At 35.2% G+C, this 20802-nt stretch carries 12 protein-coding genes; 5 read left to right on the top strand and 7 right to left on the bottom strand.

What is annotated here, in order from left to right; translation table 11 throughout:
- Positions 1-528: 528 nt before the first annotated feature.
- Both PI23P_RS02450 and PI23P_RS02440 read right to left on the bottom strand, forming a co-directional pair.
- Positions 529-1884, bottom strand: a complete 1356-nt coding sequence (locus tag PI23P_RS02450; RefSeq protein ID WP_004569136.1) for a cytochrome P450 — start codon at positions 1882-1884, stop codon at positions 529-531.
- 582 nt (positions 1885-2466) lie between these two features.
- The gene (locus tag PI23P_RS02440) at positions 2467-4437 is read right to left on the bottom strand and encodes a putative porin (RefSeq protein ID WP_004569134.1); all 1971 of its coding nucleotides are present in this window, start codon (positions 4435-4437) and stop codon (positions 2467-2469) included.
- Between the two features lie 160 nt (positions 4438-4597).
- Between PI23P_RS02440 and rnhB the strand changes: the two genes are divergently transcribed.
- Positions 4598-5188, top strand: a complete 591-nt coding sequence (gene rnhB, locus PI23P_RS02435; protein ID WP_004569133.1) for a ribonuclease HII — start codon at positions 4598-4600, stop codon at positions 5186-5188.
- Positions 5189-5321: 133 nt separating this feature from the next.
- On the top strand, positions 5322-6374 hold the full coding sequence (locus PI23P_RS02430) for a nucleoid-associated protein (protein ID WP_004569132.1): 1053 nt from the start codon (positions 5322-5324) through the stop codon (positions 6372-6374).
- Between the two features lie 102 nt (positions 6375-6476).
- Here the strand turns inward: PI23P_RS02430 and lipB are convergent, their stop codons facing one another.
- Positions 6477-7181, bottom strand: coding sequence for a lipoyl(octanoyl) transferase LipB (lipB, locus tag PI23P_RS02425; RefSeq protein WP_004569131.1), 705 nt, complete (start codon positions 7179-7181; stop codon positions 6477-6479).
- A 62-nt stretch (positions 7182-7243) separates the two neighbouring features.
- Here lipB and PI23P_RS02420 point away from each other — a divergent pair, with 62 nt between their 5' ends.
- Both PI23P_RS02420 and PI23P_RS02415 read left to right on the top strand, forming a co-directional pair.
- Entirely contained in the window at positions 7244-10969 is a 3726-nt protein-coding gene (locus tag PI23P_RS02420) for a reprolysin-like metallopeptidase (RefSeq protein ID WP_004569129.1), read from the top strand.
- Positions 10969-11649 (top strand): hypothetical protein, encoded by a 681-nt coding sequence (locus PI23P_RS02415; protein WP_004569128.1) that lies wholly within the window; start codon positions 10969-10971, stop codon positions 11647-11649. The genes PI23P_RS02420 and PI23P_RS02415 overlap by 1 nt, the downstream gene beginning before the upstream one ends.
- A gap of 337 nt (positions 11650-11986) precedes the next feature.
- On the opposite strand, the gene PI23P_RS02410 is transcribed toward PI23P_RS02415, so the two are convergent.
- The 4 genes from PI23P_RS02410 to PI23P_RS02395 form a co-directional block, all read right to left on the bottom strand.
- Positions 11987-15226, bottom strand: a complete 3240-nt coding sequence (locus PI23P_RS02410) for a S41 family peptidase (RefSeq protein ID WP_004569127.1) — start codon at positions 15224-15226, stop codon at positions 11987-11989.
- Between the two features lie 136 nt (positions 15227-15362).
- A complete protein-coding gene (gene pruA, locus PI23P_RS02405) occupies positions 15363-16988 on the bottom strand; it encodes an L-glutamate gamma-semialdehyde dehydrogenase (protein ID WP_004569126.1) in 1626 nt (541 codons plus the stop codon).
- Between the two features lie 392 nt (positions 16989-17380).
- Positions 17381-17767, bottom strand: coding sequence for a Co2+/Mg2+ efflux facilitator ApaG/CorD (gene apaG, locus PI23P_RS02400; RefSeq protein WP_004569125.1), 387 nt, complete (start codon positions 17765-17767; stop codon positions 17381-17383).
- Between the two features lie 50 nt (positions 17768-17817).
- Positions 17818-19032 (bottom strand): type IX secretion system plug protein, encoded by a 1215-nt coding sequence (locus PI23P_RS02395; RefSeq protein WP_004569124.1) that lies wholly within the window; start codon positions 19030-19032, stop codon positions 17818-17820.
- A 416-nt stretch (positions 19033-19448) separates the two neighbouring features.
- Here PI23P_RS02395 and PI23P_RS02390 point away from each other — a divergent pair, with 416 nt between their 5' ends.
- Entirely contained in the window at positions 19449-20798 is a 1350-nt protein-coding gene (locus PI23P_RS02390) for a Na(+)-translocating NADH-quinone reductase subunit A (RefSeq protein WP_004569123.1), read from the top strand.
- Positions 20799-20802: the final 4 nt, after the last annotated feature.

Here is a 20802-nt window from a genome sequence, read left to right as displayed (position 1 = left end):
ATAAATTTTGTTTTTAAAATTTACACTTCCTCCCTAAACGAATAATTTGAGTTTCAAAATTGCTTTCATACAAAGCTTTCAAACCTTCTCCATTGATGCGTTGTCTTAATCCAAAATTATTAAACAAATCACTGGCTGATAATGTAATTTCTCCTTTTTTATTTCAAAGAGATTTCTGTAATCTATAATCGATAGATGATTTTACTAATTTTTCTTCTTATGAATTATTTTTTTTGAATAGTATAGACTTGTAATTTGAGCTTCAATTGTTAAAAACTGATGAATTGTGCATTGATTGTGATGACGACACAAAAAACATCTTAAATAAAGAATTAATTGTTCACACAAATCCTTCTGGTTTTATAACGCGACCTAAAGGAAATTCTGGAAGAAGAGTTGCTTGCTAAATAATAATTCGTTGAGATTAATTTTTTCTTTGTTACCAATTAGACAAGTTTACAACTACTTTTTCCTCACAAAGAATTTAATTTGATTTGTAGAAATTTAATTAAAAATTTGATCTTTCAATCAAATCCTATTTTTAAATTCCAAAATAGCATTGTGAGGTTTCAGTGTTATTAGTGGTTTTATTTGAATAGGGGATTCCTTTTCAATAATTTCGAATTGCGCTACCAAAGCAATAATTGCTAAAATCATTTCGTACATGGCAAAATTATTGCCAATACACATTCTAGGTCCCGCACCAAAGGGGAAATAATTTTTTGAAAACTTAATATTTTCATCTAAAAAACGCTCAGGAATAAATTTATTTGGCTGTTTCCAAAAGTCTGAATGACGATGAATCTCATAAATTGAAAACAACAAATTCGAGCCTTTGGGTAAAACAATTCCGTTGTAAGTGTCTTCCTCAATATTTACCCGGTCCATAAAATAGGCTGGAGGAAACAAACGCATAGATTCTTCAATAACTAATTTTGTATAGCTCGCATTTTTTATCCAGTGCATGCAATCCGTAGATTCACTTTTTATTTTTTTGATTTCAGATGCCACTTTTGATTGTGCTGCAGGATTTCTGGCTAATAATTCGCAGGTAAAAGTAAGTGCATTTGAAGTTGTTTCATGACCTGCTGCAAACAAAATCAATATTTCATCTACCAATTGATTTTCATCCATCTTAGAGCCATCCTCATATTTTGCACTTAAAAGCATGTCCAGTAAATCATGATGATCTCCGTTGCTTTGCTTTCTTTCTTCCACCAATCTTTTTAAAATTGTTCTCGAATTTTGAGTCAAGTTTAAATGCTTTTTCGTTTTTCCTGAAAGGTTAAACCACCAAACAAAAAAGGGTTGTCTTAGTTCTTGAACCAACATTTTTTGAGTAGCTTCTGTGGTATGTTGCAATGAATCAATATCAGTAGCAGAAATGTTTATATTGAAAATTGATTTAATTACAGTTTGAAAAGCCAAATCATTAAAAACAGGAAAAACATCCATCGGTTTTCCAATTTTAATATTTTTTAATTCTGCTAAAATGGTTTTTTGAATGGTATCAACCAACAGCTTAAGTTGGCCTTTATGAAAAGCTGGCTGAATTAATTTTCGTTGTTTTTGCCAATGCTCTCCCTCAGCAGTTAACAATCCTTTTCCAACATATTTTGCTAAATCTTTGGTCTGAATATAAGATTTAGTATAATTTTTTTGATTCTTTTGAAGCGCATGTTGTAAAAGTCCAGCATCTCTACAAAACAAAACAGATTTTCCAAAACCAATTTTTAAACGAAAAATATCTCCTAAAGAAGCAAAGTTTTTTGCGTGAAAAGGTAAAGGATTTTGTAAAATAGCATTGGCATGCTTTAGAAACTTAAAAAAAGAAACTTCTGGAATTTTATTGGATACACTCATTTTAATTTTATTTGCACTCATTAACAACCCGTTTTAAAGAATTTATAAAAGTTGAATTGTTGTATTTATTTTGTACAAATTTAAGCATATTTGCTTTTGTAATTTGGTGTGTTTGCATTAAATATATACTTACAAAACATCATCCTAAAGTTTTTAATTAAACAATACGATCCTTTGCTAAATAAATTTCATGTGCTTAGAATTTATATAGGAAAGGATTGTATCAAAATTTTTAGGCGCTTTTTTTTTGATCAAATCGCTATTATAATTTAAAGTCACTGGTTTGTTTACAAACACTTATTGGGAAACTTTTTTTGTCAACAAATCAAAAAATATTTAACAGTATTGAGATCAATAATAAAACCTAAGGAAATCCATGCAACAAGACATCAAACCAATTCTTTCCTTGCATTCTGTTTTCAGAAGAGAAAGAATTTCTACCAAAAGGGCATTGTAATTTCTACCAAAATATGTGGCAAACTAAAAGTGTCGTGATTCTTAAGTAAAACTTTTGAGTAGCAAAAGTTTTCAATTATTTTTAAGTTTATTTTGTGGAGATACGTTTGTTGTAAAATAAATTCTTGCTTGTTGGCTATATTATAGCTATATAAACCAATTCCAAACTAAACCAAAGCGGATTGTTAAGTCCCTGTAAGGATAATTTGGTGCTGAAAAGTAATTTTTACTAGTAAATTTAGAAGTAGCATTGTCCACCTTAAAATACAAACGCGTTCTCCTTACCTGGGCGTTGAAGAAAACATCAAAAGTAGGAAACCCAATTTGTTCTTCATTTTGCAATCTAAACTCTGCTAAAAGAGGATTGTAAGCATTTGCAGCATAAGCCGAAAAGTATTTGAATGTAATGCCAATATTTACAAGCATTGGTTTTCCTTTAAACCAATAATCTGTATAGTACAATGTATTTCTGCTTACAAACTCAGGAACTCTAAAAACGGTACTTCCACTGCTTACATTTTGGTACATTAAGGTGTTGTCTAAGGCAAATTTACCAAGCGTGAACTCTTTGTTTGCTTTTACCTTTAAATAACTTATTTGGGCATCAAATTGTTGTGGTTGGCTCTGTGCGTCAAAATAGGTGTAATTGTCTAAATTGGTAAAATTTAAAGACGCATTGATCCATTTAGAAGTCAAGTCGAAACCGAGGTCTCTTGTATTTACATTGCTGAAATTATGCTGCCAATTGTAGTCGTCATACTCACTCTGGTGTAGTAAGGTGTTAAAGTTTGGTGCCTTTGAATTTAGAAGTAAAGTGCCTTTTATTTTAAAAATGCTATCTCTTTTATACACCGCTTCCCCCTTTAGGTAGTTTCCTGAAAGTCTTCCTTTTCCCGGCGTGATACTTGCGTCCGCATTTAGTTGAAATTTTTTTATTTTGGCATTCCAATCAGCTCCAAAAGAAATGGCATTTCCTTCAATTTTCAATTTGTTAATACCACTTTTGCTGTTTAATATGGTGTCATAGCCATAAGAATAGTTTATGAAATTTGCTTTTGCTTTGAATTTCCCTAGTACATATTTAGAGTTAAATTCCAAATTCAACTCATTGTTGCGCAGCTTACTTTCGGCCGCTTTTCTTTTTGGATTTGCAGAGCCTGCCGATCCGAAAAAATCTTCTGTCAATTCATTTTGAATAAATTCATAGGATTTTTTTTCACTGGTGTAAATATGGCCAATTTTTAGATTGCTGAAATCTTTATTGTTGACAGTGTCTTTGCTGGCTAGAAGTTTATAGCTCTGGGCAATATATGTTCTGTTTCCCTCGAACTGACTTTCGGATTTTGTTAAATTAACATCTAAACGCGACCTACGCTCAAAGTTGGGGTCTTCACTGATAAAATTATCTAGGGCTTCTGTAGTCAAGCCTCCGCTTTCTTGATGAAAAAAGTCTTGGGATGCTAAATGACCTTTAATTTGATATTTATTTTTTTCAGTGCTATACTGAAAAGAACCCCTAAAATTGCCATTACTAACTAAGGCACGCCTGTAGGCGCCGAGAGAACGCAATCCTTTATACGCCAGCGATACATTGAGTCTTTTTGAAAAATTTAGTGTAAATAGAGCATCCAGCACTTGTCCTTGTTGCAAACCGGTTCGATATAAGATTTCTGAAGTGGGTGTGGGGACTTCGTAATATTTTATGTCTTCCACTTCTAAATAACTAGGTTGTTTGGCAGTAAAACCAATGTCGGGAAGTTTTGAAATACTGGTAAAGTCGTAGCCTAAATTATTAAAAGTTTGTCCCTGATTGTGAAATTCTAACAGCTCAAATAAATCTTTTCTAAGGTAGTTGAACTTGTATTCTTTTTGCAAGTTGAGTGTGGTATCTATATACGTGGTGTCGTTGGTATGAGAGATTATTTTGTAATCAGTATAGGTTGTTTTTCCAGAGAGGGTGACATTTATTTTTCCAGGTCCTTTCAGGCTGTCATTTTGCTGTCGATCAAGATTATTCATTCCTCCAAACATTTCATTGGATCTTCTTAAATTTTGAGAAAATAGGGTCTGTGTTCCTAGAAAAACAAATAGTGATAAAAAAAGTAGTGCTTTATTCATAGATTGATCCTGCAAGAACAAATGTAAAATAATTAAACGAAAATCATAGGGATTAAGTACTGTGAAAATTTTTAATTAAAGTAGGATTCTTGGTTTGTTTTTTGAAGACATCCTTATTCGGAAGTTAGGAATCAAACCGAAAATTTTGCTACTTTGCAGCATGTTACATTTAAATTATAGTGGTTTTTCTCTAGAAGCAGGAACAGATGAAGCCGGAAGAGGGTGTTTGTGTGGACCAGTTGTGGCGGCAGCAGTGATTCTATCAAAAGATTTTACACATCCTTTTTTAAATGACTCTAAATTGCTTTCAGAAAAAAAAAGAGAAGCAGTAAGGCCATTTATTGAGGAAAATGCATTGGCTTTTAGTGTTTCTTTTATCTGGCAGCAGGAAGTGGATGAAATTAATGTTTTACAGGCTTCTATTGAAGGGATGCATCGTGCAATAGCAGGCTTAAAAATAACCCCAGAATTTATTATTGTAGATGGAAATAAGTTCAGAGATTACAAAGAAATTCCACACCAGACAATTGTCAAAGGAGATAGCAAATATTTAAGCATTGCGGCGGCCTCCGTTTTAGCAAAAACTTACAGGGATGACTATATGGCCAAGATTCATTTGGAGTTCCCTATGTATAATTGGGCGAAGAACAAAGGATACCCTACAAAGGAACATCGGAATGCAATTAGAAACTTCGGTGCCACAGAGTACCACCGCAAAACGTTTAGATTGTTGCCAGCGAACGAAAGTTAAAAACACACATTTGACCGGGTAGCATACTCTAAAGTCAATAGGACGTATCTCTAAATTTTATTTTTTGAGAATCTTAATTTATAATGAAATGCTTCACAAACTTTTTCTATTTTTACGCTTCTAATTTCAGATGATGATCAAAAAAACGCGAGCAGAAATAACCAAATGTATTCTTCATAAAGTTGCAAATAAGTTCAATAGTGGTAAAAATGTTTTCTCAGAAGATTTAATTCGTTTTGATCAAGAGAGTTATGATTTAATGAAGAGTTTCTTGTTAAAACCATTTGGCACTCTTACTCAAAGTTACCGTTTTTCTCATCATGCCGACGTTCGTTTGAATGAGTTAAATAATTATGCTTCAGAAATTTTTAAAGAAGAGAACTCGTTTATTGAGTATTCTAAGAATATTGTGAACCATTTGTATGAGCAATCAAATTCAGCACAAATAAAAACGGGCGATGTACTTATCGTGCTAATAGAGGGCATCGAATATAAGGATGTCTTGACAGAGGCGATCGGTGTTTTTAAAATTGAAAATAAAATCGACTTTTTCCAAACCTATTTGGACGATAATAAAAGTTTCGATATGGTGGTTCAAAAAGGAATTTCTACCAAAAGAATAGACAAAGGGTGTCTGATTTTAAATACGTCTGATACAGAGGGCACTATTGTTTTATCCGTGGATAACAACAATTATGATGCGCAGTATTGGATCAAAGATTTTTTAAGCATCAAACTTGCAGATGATTACAATTCACACACGCAAAATTACTTAGAAATGTGTAAAGAATTTTCAGAAGAGGTGATTAAGCCAGAACTTGGAATGCAACAACAAGGAAATTTCTTAGCAAATACAGTTGATTATTTTAAAGAAAATGAAGCGGTAGATTATGCCACTTTTAAAGATGAAGTTTTTGAAGACGAAAAACACAAAGAACAGTTTGATACCTACAAAAAACATTTTGAAACCTTAAATGATGTTCTAATACGCAATAACTTTGATGTTTCTGGGGTCGTCTTGAAAAAGGAAAAGAACAAGTTAAAGACAGAAATTAAGTTAGACACCAACATCAGTATCAAATTAGATGTAGATGCCCCGGAGGCTGCCTCAGAATATTTAGAAAGAGGGTACGATGAAGAAAAGAAAATGAAATTCTATAAGGTCTTCTTTAACGAAGAAAAATAAAAACGTTTGCGAGGGCTTTGGATTCACAAGTGTCATGCAGTAAAAAACGAATTTTTACCGAGCGCATTTTTAGGTGCTTTACAATCTGAGATCCTTTCTTTTCTATGAAGTTATAAACTGTTCAATTTCGAAGGATGCTTTAAAATGAGTTAATATTTTAGTTTTCACTTCTTCGATGTCTAGTTTTCTTCCCAATTCAGATTCCATAGAAGCCACAGCTTTTCCACGGATTCCACAAGGAATTATATGGTCAAAATAGCCTAAATTGGTATTTACATTTAAAGCAAAACCATGCATGGTCACCCAGCGGGAAGAACGAATGCCAAGCGCACAAATTTTACGTGCAAACGGCGTTCCAACGCCAAGCCAAACTCCTGTTTCTCCCTCACTTCGTTCCCCTTTTAAACCATATTCTGCAATCGTTAGAATTATAGATTCTTCTAATAATCGAAGGTATTTGTGAATGTCTGTGAAAAAGTTTTCTAAGTCTAGAATAGGGTATCCCACAATTTGTCCAGGCCCGTGATAGGTGATGTCACCACCGCGATTTATTTTATAAAAAGTAGCTCCTTTTTCTTCGAGTTGTTTTTCAGTCAGCAGTAAATTATTTAGGTCACCACTTTTCCCTAAAGTGTAAACATGCGGGTGTTCTACAAATAAAAAATAATTATCTGTTTTTTTGGTTCCATTATTTCTGCGGTTGTAGATTTTTACGTCAACAATTTCTTGAAGTAATGTTGTCTGATAGTCCCAAGTATCCTTGTAGTCCTTAATTTTTAAGTCTTTAAGCAGTATTTTTCTATTCATACGATAAATACAAAGGTATATTTTTCATTATATTTGAGCATCTTACTATCCTAAAATATTTTATGAAATCCAATAATATTCAGTTTTCTATCTGCGCGCTCTTTTTAATTTTTATGTTAAATATGAATGGGCAAGAATTATGGAAAAAACTAGATGGAGAAAAAAATACATTTCAAGCGAATAAAGTAAGAGGCTTTAAAAATTTTCCAACACGGCATTTGTTGTATCAATTAGAGCTAGGTCGCATGGAGAGTCAAATGAATTTACAGTTTAAATCTTCAAATGAAATAGTGCATTTGCCAAATTCAGAGGGTGTTCTGGAGGCTTTTAAAATTACATCTTCTTCTAATTTTGAGAAAGAATTAGCAGTAAAATTCCCAACGATAAAGGCATTTAGAGGTACTGGTATTACCAATCCAACTTCCTTTGCAAAAATTAGTATGGGTGCCGATGGATTTCATGCCGTGATTTTTGCTGCAAATGGAAAGACCGTCTATATTGATCCCTACACCGATGATAACAAGAAGTATATTGTCTATAAAACTTCTGACTTAAAAGAGGAAGCTAAATCCTTTAGCTGTGACGTCGGGGAGAATTCCTCAAAACAAGCGCCTTTTTCACGACAATTGACTCCTGGGAATGATGGATATCTGAGAACTTTTAGACTTGCTTTAGTGTGTAGTGGAGAATATGCTCAATTCCATTTAAACAATCAAGGAGTGCCAGCTACAGCGAGTGATGCCGATAAAAAGACAGCAGTTTTATCTGCGATGAATACTTCTATGACAAGAGTTAATGGTGTTTTTGAAAAGGATTTAGCAGTGAAAATGCTTTTGGTAGCTAATAATGATGCGGTAATCTTTCTAGATCCCAACACCGATAATATTACAGACGGCGAGCCAGATGTTATGATAGATGAGGTGCAGGCGATTGCAGATGCGCAAATAGGCACTGAAAATTACGATATTGGACATGTTTTTAGTACAGGTGGGTCTGGTTTGGCGGGCTTAGGAGTGGTTTGTGTTGACGGACAAAAAGCAAGAGGAGTGACTGGGAGGAGTACACCCATCGGTGATCCGTTTGACATTGATTTTGTTGCGCATGAATTTGGGCATCAATTTGGCGCTACACATACTCAAAATAATGATAATTGTAACAGAACAAATTCAACAGCAGTAGAGCCTGGAAGTGCATCCACAATTATGGGGTATGCAGGTATTTGTGCGCCTAATGTGCAAGGGATAAGTGATGTCTATTTTCACGCAGTTAGTATTGCACAAATGCAACAATTAATAGCAGATACAGATAATTGCGCAACTTTAGTGCCTAATGGTAATTCGGCTCCAATAGCAAATGCAGGTGTGAATTATTCGATTCCAAGATCGACACCATTTGTTTTAAGGGGAACTGCTACAGATGTGGATACCGAAAATGTATTGACTTACAATTGGGAACAAATAGACACTGAAGTAGCCGAAATGCCCCCTTTAGCAACGAACATTGTGGGTCCTATGTTTAGATCACTGCCTTCAAGTATTTCTCCAAACAGATATTTTCCAGCTTTAGAAACCGTGGTTTCGGGTGCAAATGGTAGTGAGTGGGAGGTATTGCCCAGTGTTGCGAGAGCATTAAATTTTTCTTTGCTAGTTCGGGATAATAATGCTGACGGAGGCGCAAATTCTAGGGATGATATGGAAGTTACTATTGTAGATGCAGATGCATTTACAGTTACTTCTCAGAATACTGCAATAATTTGGAATGCAGGAGCTACAGAAACGATCAATTGGGATAAAGGAACTACAGACGAAACTCCAATTAATTGTCAAAGTATTACAATTAAATTATCTGAAGACGGAGGTATAACTTTTCCAATAATATTGGCAGAAAACATATCAAATGATGGTTCTGAAAACATCATTGTACCCAATAATGTGACTACTAAGGCCAGAATTATGGTAGAAGCTGCAGATAATATTTTTTATAATGTAAATGCTGTAAATTTTGAAATCCAATCGACAATACCTTCTTTTGTTCTAAAGAATACAACCGGAGATTTGTTTGCATGTAATTCAGGAGATCAAGCAGTAGATTATACGTTGAATTTAGATTTCATTAATGGTTTTACAGAAACCGTTTCCTTTGAAGCAACTGGTCAACCTGCCGGTTCCTCAGTAACGTTTAGTCCTCTAACAATTAATGAAGATGGAGATGTTGTAATGTCAGTTTCTAATTTAGACGGAACAACAGCGCAAGATTATACCATAAACCTGCAAGGAAATAGTACAAGTGTAAATCAAAATATAGCTGTTAAATTAAGTATTACAGCTTCGAATTTAGGAACAGTGACCTTGGTCTCTCCATCAAATGGAGAGACCGGTATTGCACCCTCAGAAATAGTAACATGGCAAGAAGAAACAAATGCAAGTTCTTATATTGTTGAAATCGCAAGTGATGCGGCTTTTACCACTGTTGTATCTAACGGAGAACCAACTACAAATGCATACAATGCGACCAATTTATCCGGAAGTACACTTTATTATTGGAGGGTAAAAGCTAAAAATAGTTGCAACGAAGGTTCCTTTTCTAACGTGTTCAGTTTTACAACAGCAACACCTTCTTACTGTGCCTCGACATTTACAAATGATGCTGGGGGTGCAGAGCATATTCTGAATGTTACTTTTAACGCAATAAATAACAACTCGAATAATGACACTGTTGACGGGTATCAAGATTTTACAGCTATAGATACAGAGGTTTTTAGAAACATTAATCACACTATAAGTGTGACTTTTGATACTGATGGTTTTCAAGACCATTGTTATGTTTTTATCGATTGGAATCAAGATTTTGTTTTTAATAAAACAAATGAAAGGTATGATTTAGGATCAAGAGTAGAAGATATTGCAACAGCAACATTTTCTGTAAAAGTGCCTGTAGATGCAAAATTAGGGAAAACAAGAATGCGTGTTTTGATAGCATACGACGACCCTAATACCGGTTTTGGAGAGGGTGCTTGCGATGCCGATCACATAAGCGAATATGGAGAAACGGAAGATTATTCTATTACAGTGAAAGAACCAGTAATAGATTCCAAGAATGTTTCTTTACAAACGACATCAGAAACATGTGTAGATGAAAATGATGGTATTGTAACAGTGAATGTTGCACAAAGCTTCTTTGACTATACAGTGACATTAACAAACTCTTCGACAAGTGTTACCTCTCAAATAAATGACTCTAGTCAAGTGTTTACAGGTTTAGATCCAGGGTTATACGAAGTTTGCGTAGAAACAATTGAGTTAAGTTATACGCAGTGTTTTGAAGTTGAAATTGTCGAATCTCAGCCGATATCTTTGAAGGCAAATGCAGGCAAAAATTCAAACACCTATTCCTTTAATATTGACAAGGGTACCGCTCCTTTTAGTGTTTTTTTAAATAACAAATTATTAAGAACATCCACCGAAAAAAGTTTTGAGATTGAGTTGGATCAAGGAGGTATCTTAAAGGTAAAATCTGCTAAAGATTGTGAAGGAGTTTTTAAAACAACAATAGGTTCCGTATTGTTATTACAGAATCCAGTAGCGGACGCGATAGAATTATTGCTCCCTTTGGGAATAGAGGAAACTAAAATAGAAATAATAATTTTTGATATAAACGGAAAATTAGTCTTTAAGAAAATGGTGAATATCGAAGATAATTCAATGTCTATTCCGTTTCAAAACTTTGAAAAAGGTATTTATATTTTAAAATCACCAATAACTTCAAAAGCTATTAAAATATTAAAATAATGAGAAAAATAATAATGATCTTAAACCTGTGTAGTCTTTGCTTTTTAGCTGTAAGTTGTTCTAAGGAAGCGCCAGTAAATCAACCTCCAAGTGCAGTTCAGTTGACGTTCCCGACACAAGATTTACTTTGTATTGAGAATAGCATATCTTTTGAATGGACCGATGCAACAGATCCAGAAAAGGATTCAATACGCTATAATATTATAATTGCAAAAGACAGGCAGTTAACAGATGTTATAGAAAACAGAACTGTTAGTATAAGTGAAACTTCATTGACTTTAGAGAAAGCTACCGCATTTTATTGGCAGGTAAATGCAGTAGATATAGATAACAATCAAGCTAGTAATTCCTCTGTGTTTGCTTTTTTCACAAAAGGAGATGGAGTCACTAATTATGCTCCCTTTATGGCTGATTTAAAAGCTCCTGAAAATAATACGAGCGTTAGTGCCGGAAGTGTCGCTTTAGTTTGGGAAGGAGCTGATACAAATACAGAGGATACCTTAACGTATGAGTTGTTTTTTGGTGAGGGTACGGCATTAAATTTATTAGAGAGTGAACTTTCTTTAGAAACCTATGCTGTTTCTGTGGCATCTGGAAAAACATATTCATGGAAGGTAAATGTTACGGATAGTGCTGGTGCAAAATCTATTGGGCAATTCTTTACTTTTAGCGTTAACTAAGTCTGTGTGCCTATATTATAGCTGTTAATTGGGTTTTGTATCTCAAAAGTGGCGTTATTTGAGGCTTAATTTGCAAAAAAAACTGATGTAGGAATTTCTGTGGAGCAAGCGTAAACTCATTGGCAATGACGAAACATGCAGATGCAGAATTCAATTAGCGTTACAAAGATCTTCACTTTGTTTTTTGCATTCGAGCCATTATAAAATCTCACAATTTAGAACCATCACTCAAATTTGATATTTTTCCAAAAAGTTTATTTTCAAACAATATGCGCTCTAAAGTAGCGAATTAATACAAATCCTCGCTTTGTCATTTAAGGCGAGGATTTGTAAAAACTTAGTTTGTTCTTGTTGGTTTTGGAAATGAAGGTGGGGTAATGGTTGCCTTTTTAGTTCCTTTCAATTGTTTCAACAGCTCAATTACTGCTCTTTCTAATTGAGGATCATTTCCTAATTCTAATGCTTTCGCATTTTGTCGTATTGCAATGTCTGGAGCAACTCCTTTGTTTTCTGCAACCCATTCATTTTTAACAGGATCAAAAACGGCATTGTCTGGAGCTGTTAAAGAACCTCCATCAATGAGTCTGTAATGTGTGGAAGATTTCACCAATCCGCCCCAAGTGGTCGCTCCAATCAGCAAACCCGCTTTTTGCTGTCTAAAGACCCAAGGAAAGAAATCGCCACCGGAACCTGCAAGTTCATTTATCAATAGTACTTTTGGTCCCATAATTCCTGCAGGCAGACGCATTGGTTTTCCATTGGGAACTTCATTTGTCAAAGCCGCTCTTGGTTTGCGGGTCAGTAAATCGACCATATAATCGTCTAACAAACCACCCCCATTAAATCGCTCATCTATAACAGCGCCTTCTTTATCTTGCTGTGCAAAGAAATACCTATTGAAAGACACAAATCCAGGTCCGCCAGTATTAGGTACCCAAATATAGCCCAATCTTCCCCCAGAAAGCGCGTCTACTTTTCTTCTGTTATCTTCTACCCAGGTCCTTTGGCGCAACGAGTTTTCGCTTTTAATGGGCTTTACCACTACTTTCCAAGCATCTTTAAAAGTGGGTTTAGAGTTTATGTGCAACGTGGTTTGGTTCTCTGCGGTTCCATCTAAATGTTCATAGAGATTTTCCTCTGCAGAAATTTCTTGATGGTTAATTCCAACCAAATAGTATCCTTCTTTAATTTTCATTCCTGGTTGATCTAAAGGTCCATTTAAACCAGGATTCCAACTTTCTGAAGTATAGATGCGGTTGATTTTCCATTTCCCTTTTTTAGCAACAAAATCTGCTCCTAGTAGTCCTCCAGTCGCTGTTGCGAGCTCAGGAAAGTCTCCACCCCTGACAAAACTGTGTCCTACAGACAATTCACCATTTACCTGATCTAAAACATAATTCAAGTCCGCGCGGTGTTTTACAAATGGCATTAATGGCGCATATCTTTTGTACACTGCGTCCCAATCTCTTCCATGCATGTTTGGGTCATAAAAATAATCGCGCTCATAGCGCCAGGCTTCTTCAAATATTTGATTCCATTCTTTCAAACGATTCAATTTCATGTTAAAGTCCAGCTTTAAGGTCTTTGCTTTTTTTGTGTCGGATGCAGTAGTTTCTAAAACCTTCCAATTTTTACCAGCTTTTAGAAGCATGTGTTTCCCATTATAAGAAACCCCGGATACACGCAGCTTTTTACCAAACTCTTTTGCTTCTAATTTTTTCAAATTAAATTTATGAAGAGTAGTTCCTTCTGCGATAAACACAAAACCAGGAGGTCCTGCAAAAAGATTGCGATAGTTTCCTTTTAAAGGAAGTGCCATTATCCTGCGGGAAATACCTTTAAAATCAATGATTACTTTCTTTTCTTTTGTTGCTGCATTCTCTTTTTCTTTGCTGTCTTTTGTGCCCTTTTTTTCGCTTTTTGTTTTTTCTTTCTTTATGATTTCTTCGTCGCTTTTTAGTTTAAAAGGAGAAGCATCTTTTTCTACAAGGTTGATAACATATGCTGCGTAATTTGGGGTTGCAGTCATTGCGCTTGTATTCGCCCAGCCAGAACCAAGTGCAACATCTGTACTTGCTAAAAAGTACAAGTGTTTGTGATCTAAATCCCAAGCAGGAGAAAATGAATCGGCAAAAGGATCTGTAATAGCGGTTGTCTTATTTGTAACGGCAGACCAGATTTTAATTTGTTTTAAACTGTTGTCACCTGACTTTGCATAGGCCAGCCAGTTTGAATCTGGAGACCAAGTAATTCCCATACGACCTCGTTCTAAGTTTTTGCCCGCATTGTCAATAGTTTTAATAGTTTTTTCCTTTAAGGCTACAATTCTGATACGGGTATCGTCATCTACAAAAGAAATGTATTTTCCATCTGGAGACCAATTTGGCTCCCAAGCCATTTTTGAAATTCCAATAGAGATGATTTCTGTTTTTGCTGTTCCGTCTTGATTGGTTAAGTGTAAAGCATATCCTTTTCCGTCAGCGTCAGAAAACCAGGCAATTTTATCGCCTTTTGGAGACCAGATTGCGGCTCTATCTGCGGCATCTGAACTGTGTGTAATATTTCTTGAATCTCCAAACTCTATGGGGTTTGTAAAAATGTCTCCACGAGAAGACATCACAACTCTTTTTCCATTTGGAGAAATGCTTGCATACGTTATGCGATCATTTACATTTTCCCATTTTATTGCTGTCCAAGGGAAGTCTCCAGTGATATTTATTTTTAAACGTTTGGTGTTGTTTGTTTTAAGGTCCAACGTATGCAAATAGCCTGCTTGTTCAAAAATGATGGTATTCTGATGGCCACTTAAAGATTTTACTGCGGTGCCCTTAAATGCGGTAATTTGTTTTAAAACGTTGGTCTTTGTGTTGTAGGACCAAACATTTGAGGTATGCGTTCTGTCTGATAAGAAATAGACATGATCTCCTAACCATAGCGGTTGTTTGTCTGTAGTTTTGTTATTTGGTAATAATGTTTCTTTTAGTGTTTTTAAATCGATAATTATTAAAGGGGTGTTTTGTCCACCGCGATAATCTCTCCACTCTTCATCCCAACGTCTCATTTTATCGATTACCATCTGTTTTCCGTCTCCAGCATACGAGCCAGAAGTTGCCCATTGCTCAAATAGTTTTATTGCAGGGCCTCCATTTGCAGGTATTGTGTACAAACGATTAAAGTTGCTTGGGGCAGTGTTTCTATTGGACGCAAACAATACATTTTCTCCATCATTTGTCCAACCTCTGGCAATATTTTCACTTGTATGCCACGTTAATCTTTTGGCTTCACCTCCAGTAATTGCGACAATATATACAGAAAGAATACCCGATTTATTCGATGAAAATGTGATCCATTTTCCATTAGGAGATATCTGAGGATTGCTCTCTTTTGCCGAGGTGCTTGTCAACCTTGTAGTTAAATTGCTTGCTAAGTTGGTGGTCCAAATATCTCCTGCATATGCAAAAGCAATTTGATTTCCGTGAATAGTAGGTTCCCTCAATAATCTTGTTTCTTGAGCTGAAATGGTTGTTGATGTTGTCAACAATGTAAAAATAACAATGCTTGTTAAAAAAAGTTTCATAGGCTTTCATTTTTTAGATCCACTAAATATACAACATATTGAAATTCAATACTGTTAAAGGAAAAGAAGGACCTTCTTAGAGCCAAAAAAGCCCCCTCAAATTTAAGGGGGCTTTTTATTGTTTTTTAATTTGAAATTATCCTAAAAAAGGATATTTATAATTTGTAGGGGTTACAAAAGTCTCTTTAATCAAACGGGCAGATGTCCAACGCAATAAGTTTTGTGCAGAACCTGCTTTGTCATTTGTTCCTGAAGCTCTTGCGCCTCCAAAGGGTTGCTGACCTACTACTGCTCCCGTTGGTTTGTCGTTGATATAAAAGTTTCCAGCTGCATTTTCTAAAGCTTCAGAAGCTTTTTCTACAATGTATCTATCGTTGGAAAAAATAGCTCCTGTCAATCCATATTCAGTAGATTCATCTACTAATTTTAAGGAAGCTTCCCATGCTGCATCTTCGTAAACAAAAACAGTCATTACAGGTCCAAATAACTCTGTTGTCATCGTTGCATATGTTGGAGATTTTGCTACAATTACAGTAGGCTCGATAAAATAGCCAATAGATTTGTCGTGATTTCCACCTACAATAATTTCTACATCTGCATCTGTTTTTGCAGCGTCAATAAAACTTGCAATTTTATCAAAAGAAGCTTCGTGTATTACCGCGTTTACAAAGTTATTGGTGTCTTCAGGAGAGCCCATTTTAATATCCTTTGTTTGTGCTATCACGTGTTTTTTAACTTCTTCCCACAACGATGCAGGAATGTAAGATCTTGAAGCAGCAGAACATTTCTGACCTTGATATTCAAAAGTTCCCCTTACGATTGCAGTAGCAACCTGTATTGGGTTTGAAGAATTGTGTACCCAGATAAAATCTTTTCCACCAGTTTCTCCAACAATTCTTGGATATGTCTTATAGTTATGAATGTTGTTTCCTATTTGTTGCCATAAGTTTTTGAAAACATGTGTAGAACCTGTAAAGTGTAATCCAGAGAAATCTCTAGAAGCTAAAACAGTATCAGAAATCATTACCGGATCTCCGTACACTACATTTATAACACCATCTGGCAAACCAGCTTCTTTGAATAAATCTACAATTACTTGTGCAGAATATGCTTGATGATCAGAAGGTTTCCAAACAACAACATTCCCCATCATTGCTGCAGAAGCAGGTAGGTTGGCGGCAATGGCCGTAAAGTTAAAAGGAGAGATTGCGTATACAAATCCTTCTAAAGGTCTGTACTCAACTCTGTTCCAAATTCCTGGTGAAGATGCAGGCTGATCTTTAAAAATATCGATCATGTATTGTACATTGAAACGCAAAAAATCGATGGTTTCACAAGCGGCATCTATTTCTGCTTGGTGTACATTTTTAGACTGACCAATCATGGTTGCAGCATTCATGCGAGCTCTGTAAGGTCCTGCCAATAGTTCAGCAGCTTTCAAGAAAATAGTAGCACGTTCTGTCCAGCTCACGCGAGACCAAGCTTGTCTTGCTGCCAAAGCAGTAGAAATTGCGCTATCTACGTGCGTTTTATCTGCAGTATGGTATTGCCCAACAACATGTTGATGGTCATGAGGAGGTGTAATATTTTTCGTATTTCCTGTTCGAACTTCTTCTCCATTAATATGCATCGGCACATCAATATTGCTGTTGAACATTTCTTTGTAAGTTGCTAATAATTGTTCTCTTTCTGGAGAACCTGGAGCATACTCTTTTACGGGTTCGTTCACTGCTTTCGGAACATTAAAAAATCCTCTTGACATCGTTATAGTTTTAAATGTTTATACTTAAATAACCATTCCTGTTCTACCTTTATTCTTTCGAAATATCGAAAATTCAGCGTGGGAAAGAAATCATCCCCAAAGTGAACAAAAGTAATGAATTTTATTAGAAATCGACTTTATTTTTCAAAAGTGTGTGGAAGATAATTTACCTTATTTCAAAGTCCTTTTTGGGCATGTATGCTTGTTTTAGAGCTAGAAATCAAGTACTTATTAAAATAAATTGAGTTGGTGTTTGCCTTGCTCTGTTCATTGATCTGCGTTTTTAGCGCTTGTAGAGATGTGCACAGTTATTTTACACCGAAGTTAATTTTAATGCTTTTTTCTTCGGTTAAAAAAAGAAATTTGCGATTTAGTGGATCGATGGTTTTTTTCTAATTCAAGAGTGCAGGCGTGCTGAGTTGGAAAGTAGGAATGTAGACCTTAAACTGCTCATAGGTTTCTAAATTTATCATGGTATAAAAACCTTTCATTGCCCCTAGATTAGAAGTTAAAAAGCACCCAGATTTGTAGGTGTAATTTATGTTGGGTGCTAACGTTGGTGTCTGTCCTACAACCCCCTCTCCACTGACAATTTCGATTCCATTCAAAGAGTCGAAGATGGTCCAGAAGCGGTCTGTTAATTTGATGGTTTCTGCACTGTTATTTTCAATTACAATCGTATATGAGAAAATATAGTACAATTGATTGTTGCGATAACTGGTGCCATTATAGCTAGTTTCCACTGAAATTTTTACTCCTTTTGTGATTTGTTGTATCATATTAAAGTAAATATAGCATTTTCTAAGAGTATTTCCTAATCAATTTTTAATCACCGGTTTTGATTAAAATATCCCAAGCCTACACCAATAACTTGATCATACAAACTTCCAGAAGGTTTGAAGTAAACAATAACAGTGTATTCATTTTCGGTTTCAAAAAAACTGCCATTTATTTCATTTGTATTTACAACATTGTCTGCGCCAAGTGTGGCAAAGGTATAGTTGTAAAAGCCTTGCTTTAACAAGAGGCTTGCTGTGTATTTTTGATTTTTAGAATCGTAATACATTTGGTTTTCTCTTCCAACAGAGAAGGCGTTAAAAGCACCATATACAAAGACTTCCTTTTCAGAAAAAGCGCTGTCTACGGCAATGGAAAAATGCATTAAAGCATAGTCTGCTTCTGTATTATTATCGCGTCCTTCTAGAGTTCTTACTGCAAATTGGCCATTAATATCAGGGTTGTAGGTATAGGGTTTAAAGGCGTTGAAGGTAAAGGGGTAGATGTAGTGATTGTACACTTCTTCTTTTGTTATTTTAATAATGTTTATACTTTTATTTCTTAGAATTTTGCTATCAAAGTTTAAGTATTCATTTCCGCCCCAAAAATTTGTTTTATTGGTGTAAGTGTATAAAAGTTGATTTTGTTTAAAAAAAGTGGGTTGTAGATCGGAGATGACTTCGTTCCAGTTGTTGTTTTTTAGAATGGTAACATGTATTTCTTGTTTGGGATTGTTAATGCGAACTCCTGGGTGATTTACAGAAAACTGAATGGTTTGTTGGGTATCTACTGTTTTTATATTCCTACTTCGAATCACAGATACAGGGACGGTAGTTGCATTTTCATAGAGGATAAATTTTCTGGTGAAAACAATTGCATCATACCGGTCTAAAACGGATAAGAGGTAATTGCCACTTTTGGTTATGACGGTATTTATATTTGGAATCTTCAACTCATAATGACTGTAACTTTGCAAGGTGTTGAAGGAATTGGTCACATCAATAATAGTATTTTGGTCGAAACCATTCACAAACTGACTCGCAAATAATCTGCTGGGTTTCCAGTCATGTGTCTTGTGTTCTATCTTATATTTGTATTGTTTACTGTCGGCATCTAAATCATCAAAAGATAATTTTAAGACTGTGCCTAAAGGAACAATAGCTGTGAAATTATTTTCTCTAAGCGGCCTTAGTTGAATGGTTTTTATTTGTTGCGCATTGAAAGAGGCGAAAACAAACAACAGGATCCAAGTGGTTTTTTGACGCATATTTATAATGAAAGTGTTTCTTCAAAAATAGTAAAATTTTAACTGTCAGTTGTGGGCGATGAAGACGATATTTTATTGAAGGAGGTAGTTTTTTTAATTCCTGTATTTTTATCGTTTTAAATTAAAAAGGTTCTCATCGTAACTAGATCTTTTTTAAGTATTTTTTTTAGAATCTGGAGTATGTTTATTTTAGTTTTGCGGCACAAACTATGAATATAAAGCAAGGTTTAAGGGGTAATTTTCTCTGCGGATTCATTGATGAATATTGAAGAAAACAGTTTGATAAAAAATCTTTATTTAGAATAGCTATAAATAAGATTATTTCAGTAATATTAAGTTCGAATTATATCACTCTTCACTTGCAAAATCTTTAAATTTGCATGATTTTTTTAGATAACTAAACATTCCAATTTACTATGTCAAAAGACATTCGTATTAAAAAAGGCCTAGATATTAAGCTTATTGGCGCCGCCGAAAAAAGTACTATTAACAGCTCTCAAAGTAGTATTTATGCGGTGAAACCAGAAGATTTTCACGGAATAATACCAAAGCTTATCGCTAAAGAGGGTGCCCTAGTGGAAGCAGGGGAAGCTCTTTTTCATTCAAAAAGTGATGCCCGTATTTTATTTCCAAGTCCTGTTTCTGGTACTGTAGTTGAGGTAGTCCGCGGGGCAAGAAGAAAAGTTCTATCAGTTAAAATTACGGCAGACGCAATACAACAGTACAAAGATTTTGGAACCAAAGAGGCAGACGCTATGTCTGGAGAAGAGGTAAAAGACTTTCTATGTACAGCAGGTTGTTGGCCATTTATAAAACAACGTCCGTATGACGTGGTTGCAAATCCAAACCAAGTGCCAAAGTCTATTTTTATTTCGGCATATGCCAGTGCTCCCTTAGCAGCAGATTTAGAATATGTGCTCGCAGGTAGGGAAGCAGAGTTGCAAGCAGCGATTACAGCAGTATCAAAATTAACAAAAGGCACAGTGCATGTTTCTGTTGGTGCAGAAGCAAATTCTCCTTTAGCAAACCTTGTTGGTGCCGAGATTCACAAAGTTTCAGGGCCTCATCCATCAGGAAATGTAGGTACGCAAATAGCACATATCGACCCTATAAATAAGGGAGAAGTTGTTTGGATAATTACACCACAAGATTTACTTGTTATTGGTGAGTTGTTTTTGACTGGAAAATTAAATCTTAAAAGAACGGTTGCGTTAACTGGTTCCCAGTTTAGTTCGCCACAGTATGTAACGGCAATTGCTGGAGCAGCGATTGCAGATGTGACCGCTAATAATTTGAAGGATGATAATACGAGGATCATCAGTGGAAACGTACTATCTGGAAAAGAAGTAAAGGTGGCAGAGTTTTTGGGGTATTATGACAATCAGATCACGGCGATTCCAGAAGGAGACGATTATGAATTTTTTGGGTGGAACAAACCAATTTTTAATAAGATTTCTACTTCAAGAGCACTTACTTTTTCATGGTTAAGTCCAAATAAAAAGTATGATTTGAACACCAATACAAATGGCGAACATAGGGCTTTTGTGGTAACAGGGTCTTATGAGGAAGTATTTCCTCTAGATATTTATCCAATGCAATTATTAAAAGCATTTATGTATAAAGATTTAGATGAAATGGAGGCTTTAGGGGGATATGAAGTAGCACCAGAAGATTTTGCATTGACAGAATTTGTGTGTGTTTCTAAGCAGCCTCATCAAAAGATAATTCGAGAAGGTTTAGATTTAATGAGAGAAGAATTAGGATAAAATT

It is taken from the genome of Polaribacter irgensii 23-P, from assembly GCF_000153225.1.
Taxonomy (GTDB): domain Bacteria; phylum Bacteroidota; class Bacteroidia; order Flavobacteriales; family Flavobacteriaceae; genus Polaribacter; species Polaribacter irgensii.
The sequence above is the reverse complement of the archived record's forward strand: the minus strand, read 5'-3'. Positions and strand labels throughout refer to the sequence as shown.

What these genes read in the sequence shown, in the direction of transcription:
- PI23P_RS02420 (WP_004569129.1), top strand. Translation starts at nt 7,244, where the DNA reads ATGAAATCCAATAATATTCAGTTTTCTATCTGCGCGCTCTTTTTAATT.
- pruA (WP_004569126.1), bottom strand. Translation starts at nt 16,988, where the DNA reads ATGTCAAGAGGATTTTTTAATGTTCCGAAAGCAGTGAACGAACCCGTA.
- PI23P_RS02440 (WP_004569134.1), bottom strand. Translation starts at nt 4,437, where the DNA reads ATGAATAAAGCACTACTTTTTTTATCACTATTTGTTTTTCTAGGAACA.
- lipB (WP_004569131.1), bottom strand. Translation starts at nt 7,181, where the DNA reads ATGAATAGAAAAATACTGCTTAAAGACTTAAAAATTAAGGACTACAAG.
- PI23P_RS02395 (WP_004569124.1), bottom strand. Translation starts at nt 19,032, where the DNA reads ATGCGTCAAAAAACCACTTGGATCCTGTTGTTTGTTTTCGCCTCTTTC.
- rnhB (WP_004569133.1), top strand. Translation starts at nt 4,598, where the DNA reads ATGTTACATTTAAATTATAGTGGTTTTTCTCTAGAAGCAGGAACAGAT.
- PI23P_RS02450 (WP_004569136.1), bottom strand. Translation starts at nt 1,884, where the DNA reads ATGAGTGCAAATAAAATTAAAATGAGTGTATCCAATAAAATTCCAGAA.
- PI23P_RS02410 (WP_004569127.1), bottom strand. Translation starts at nt 15,226, where the DNA reads ATGAAACTTTTTTTAACAAGCATTGTTATTTTTACATTGTTGACAACA.
- PI23P_RS02390 (WP_004569123.1), top strand. Translation starts at nt 19,449, where the DNA reads ATGTCAAAAGACATTCGTATTAAAAAAGGCCTAGATATTAAGCTTATT.
- PI23P_RS02415 (WP_004569128.1), top strand. Translation starts at nt 10,969, where the DNA reads ATGAGAAAAATAATAATGATCTTAAACCTGTGTAGTCTTTGCTTTTTA.
- PI23P_RS02430 (WP_004569132.1), top strand. Translation starts at nt 5,322, where the DNA reads ATGATCAAAAAAACGCGAGCAGAAATAACCAAATGTATTCTTCATAAA.
- apaG (WP_004569125.1), bottom strand. Translation starts at nt 17,767, where the DNA reads ATGATACAACAAATCACAAAAGGAGTAAAAATTTCAGTGGAAACTAGC.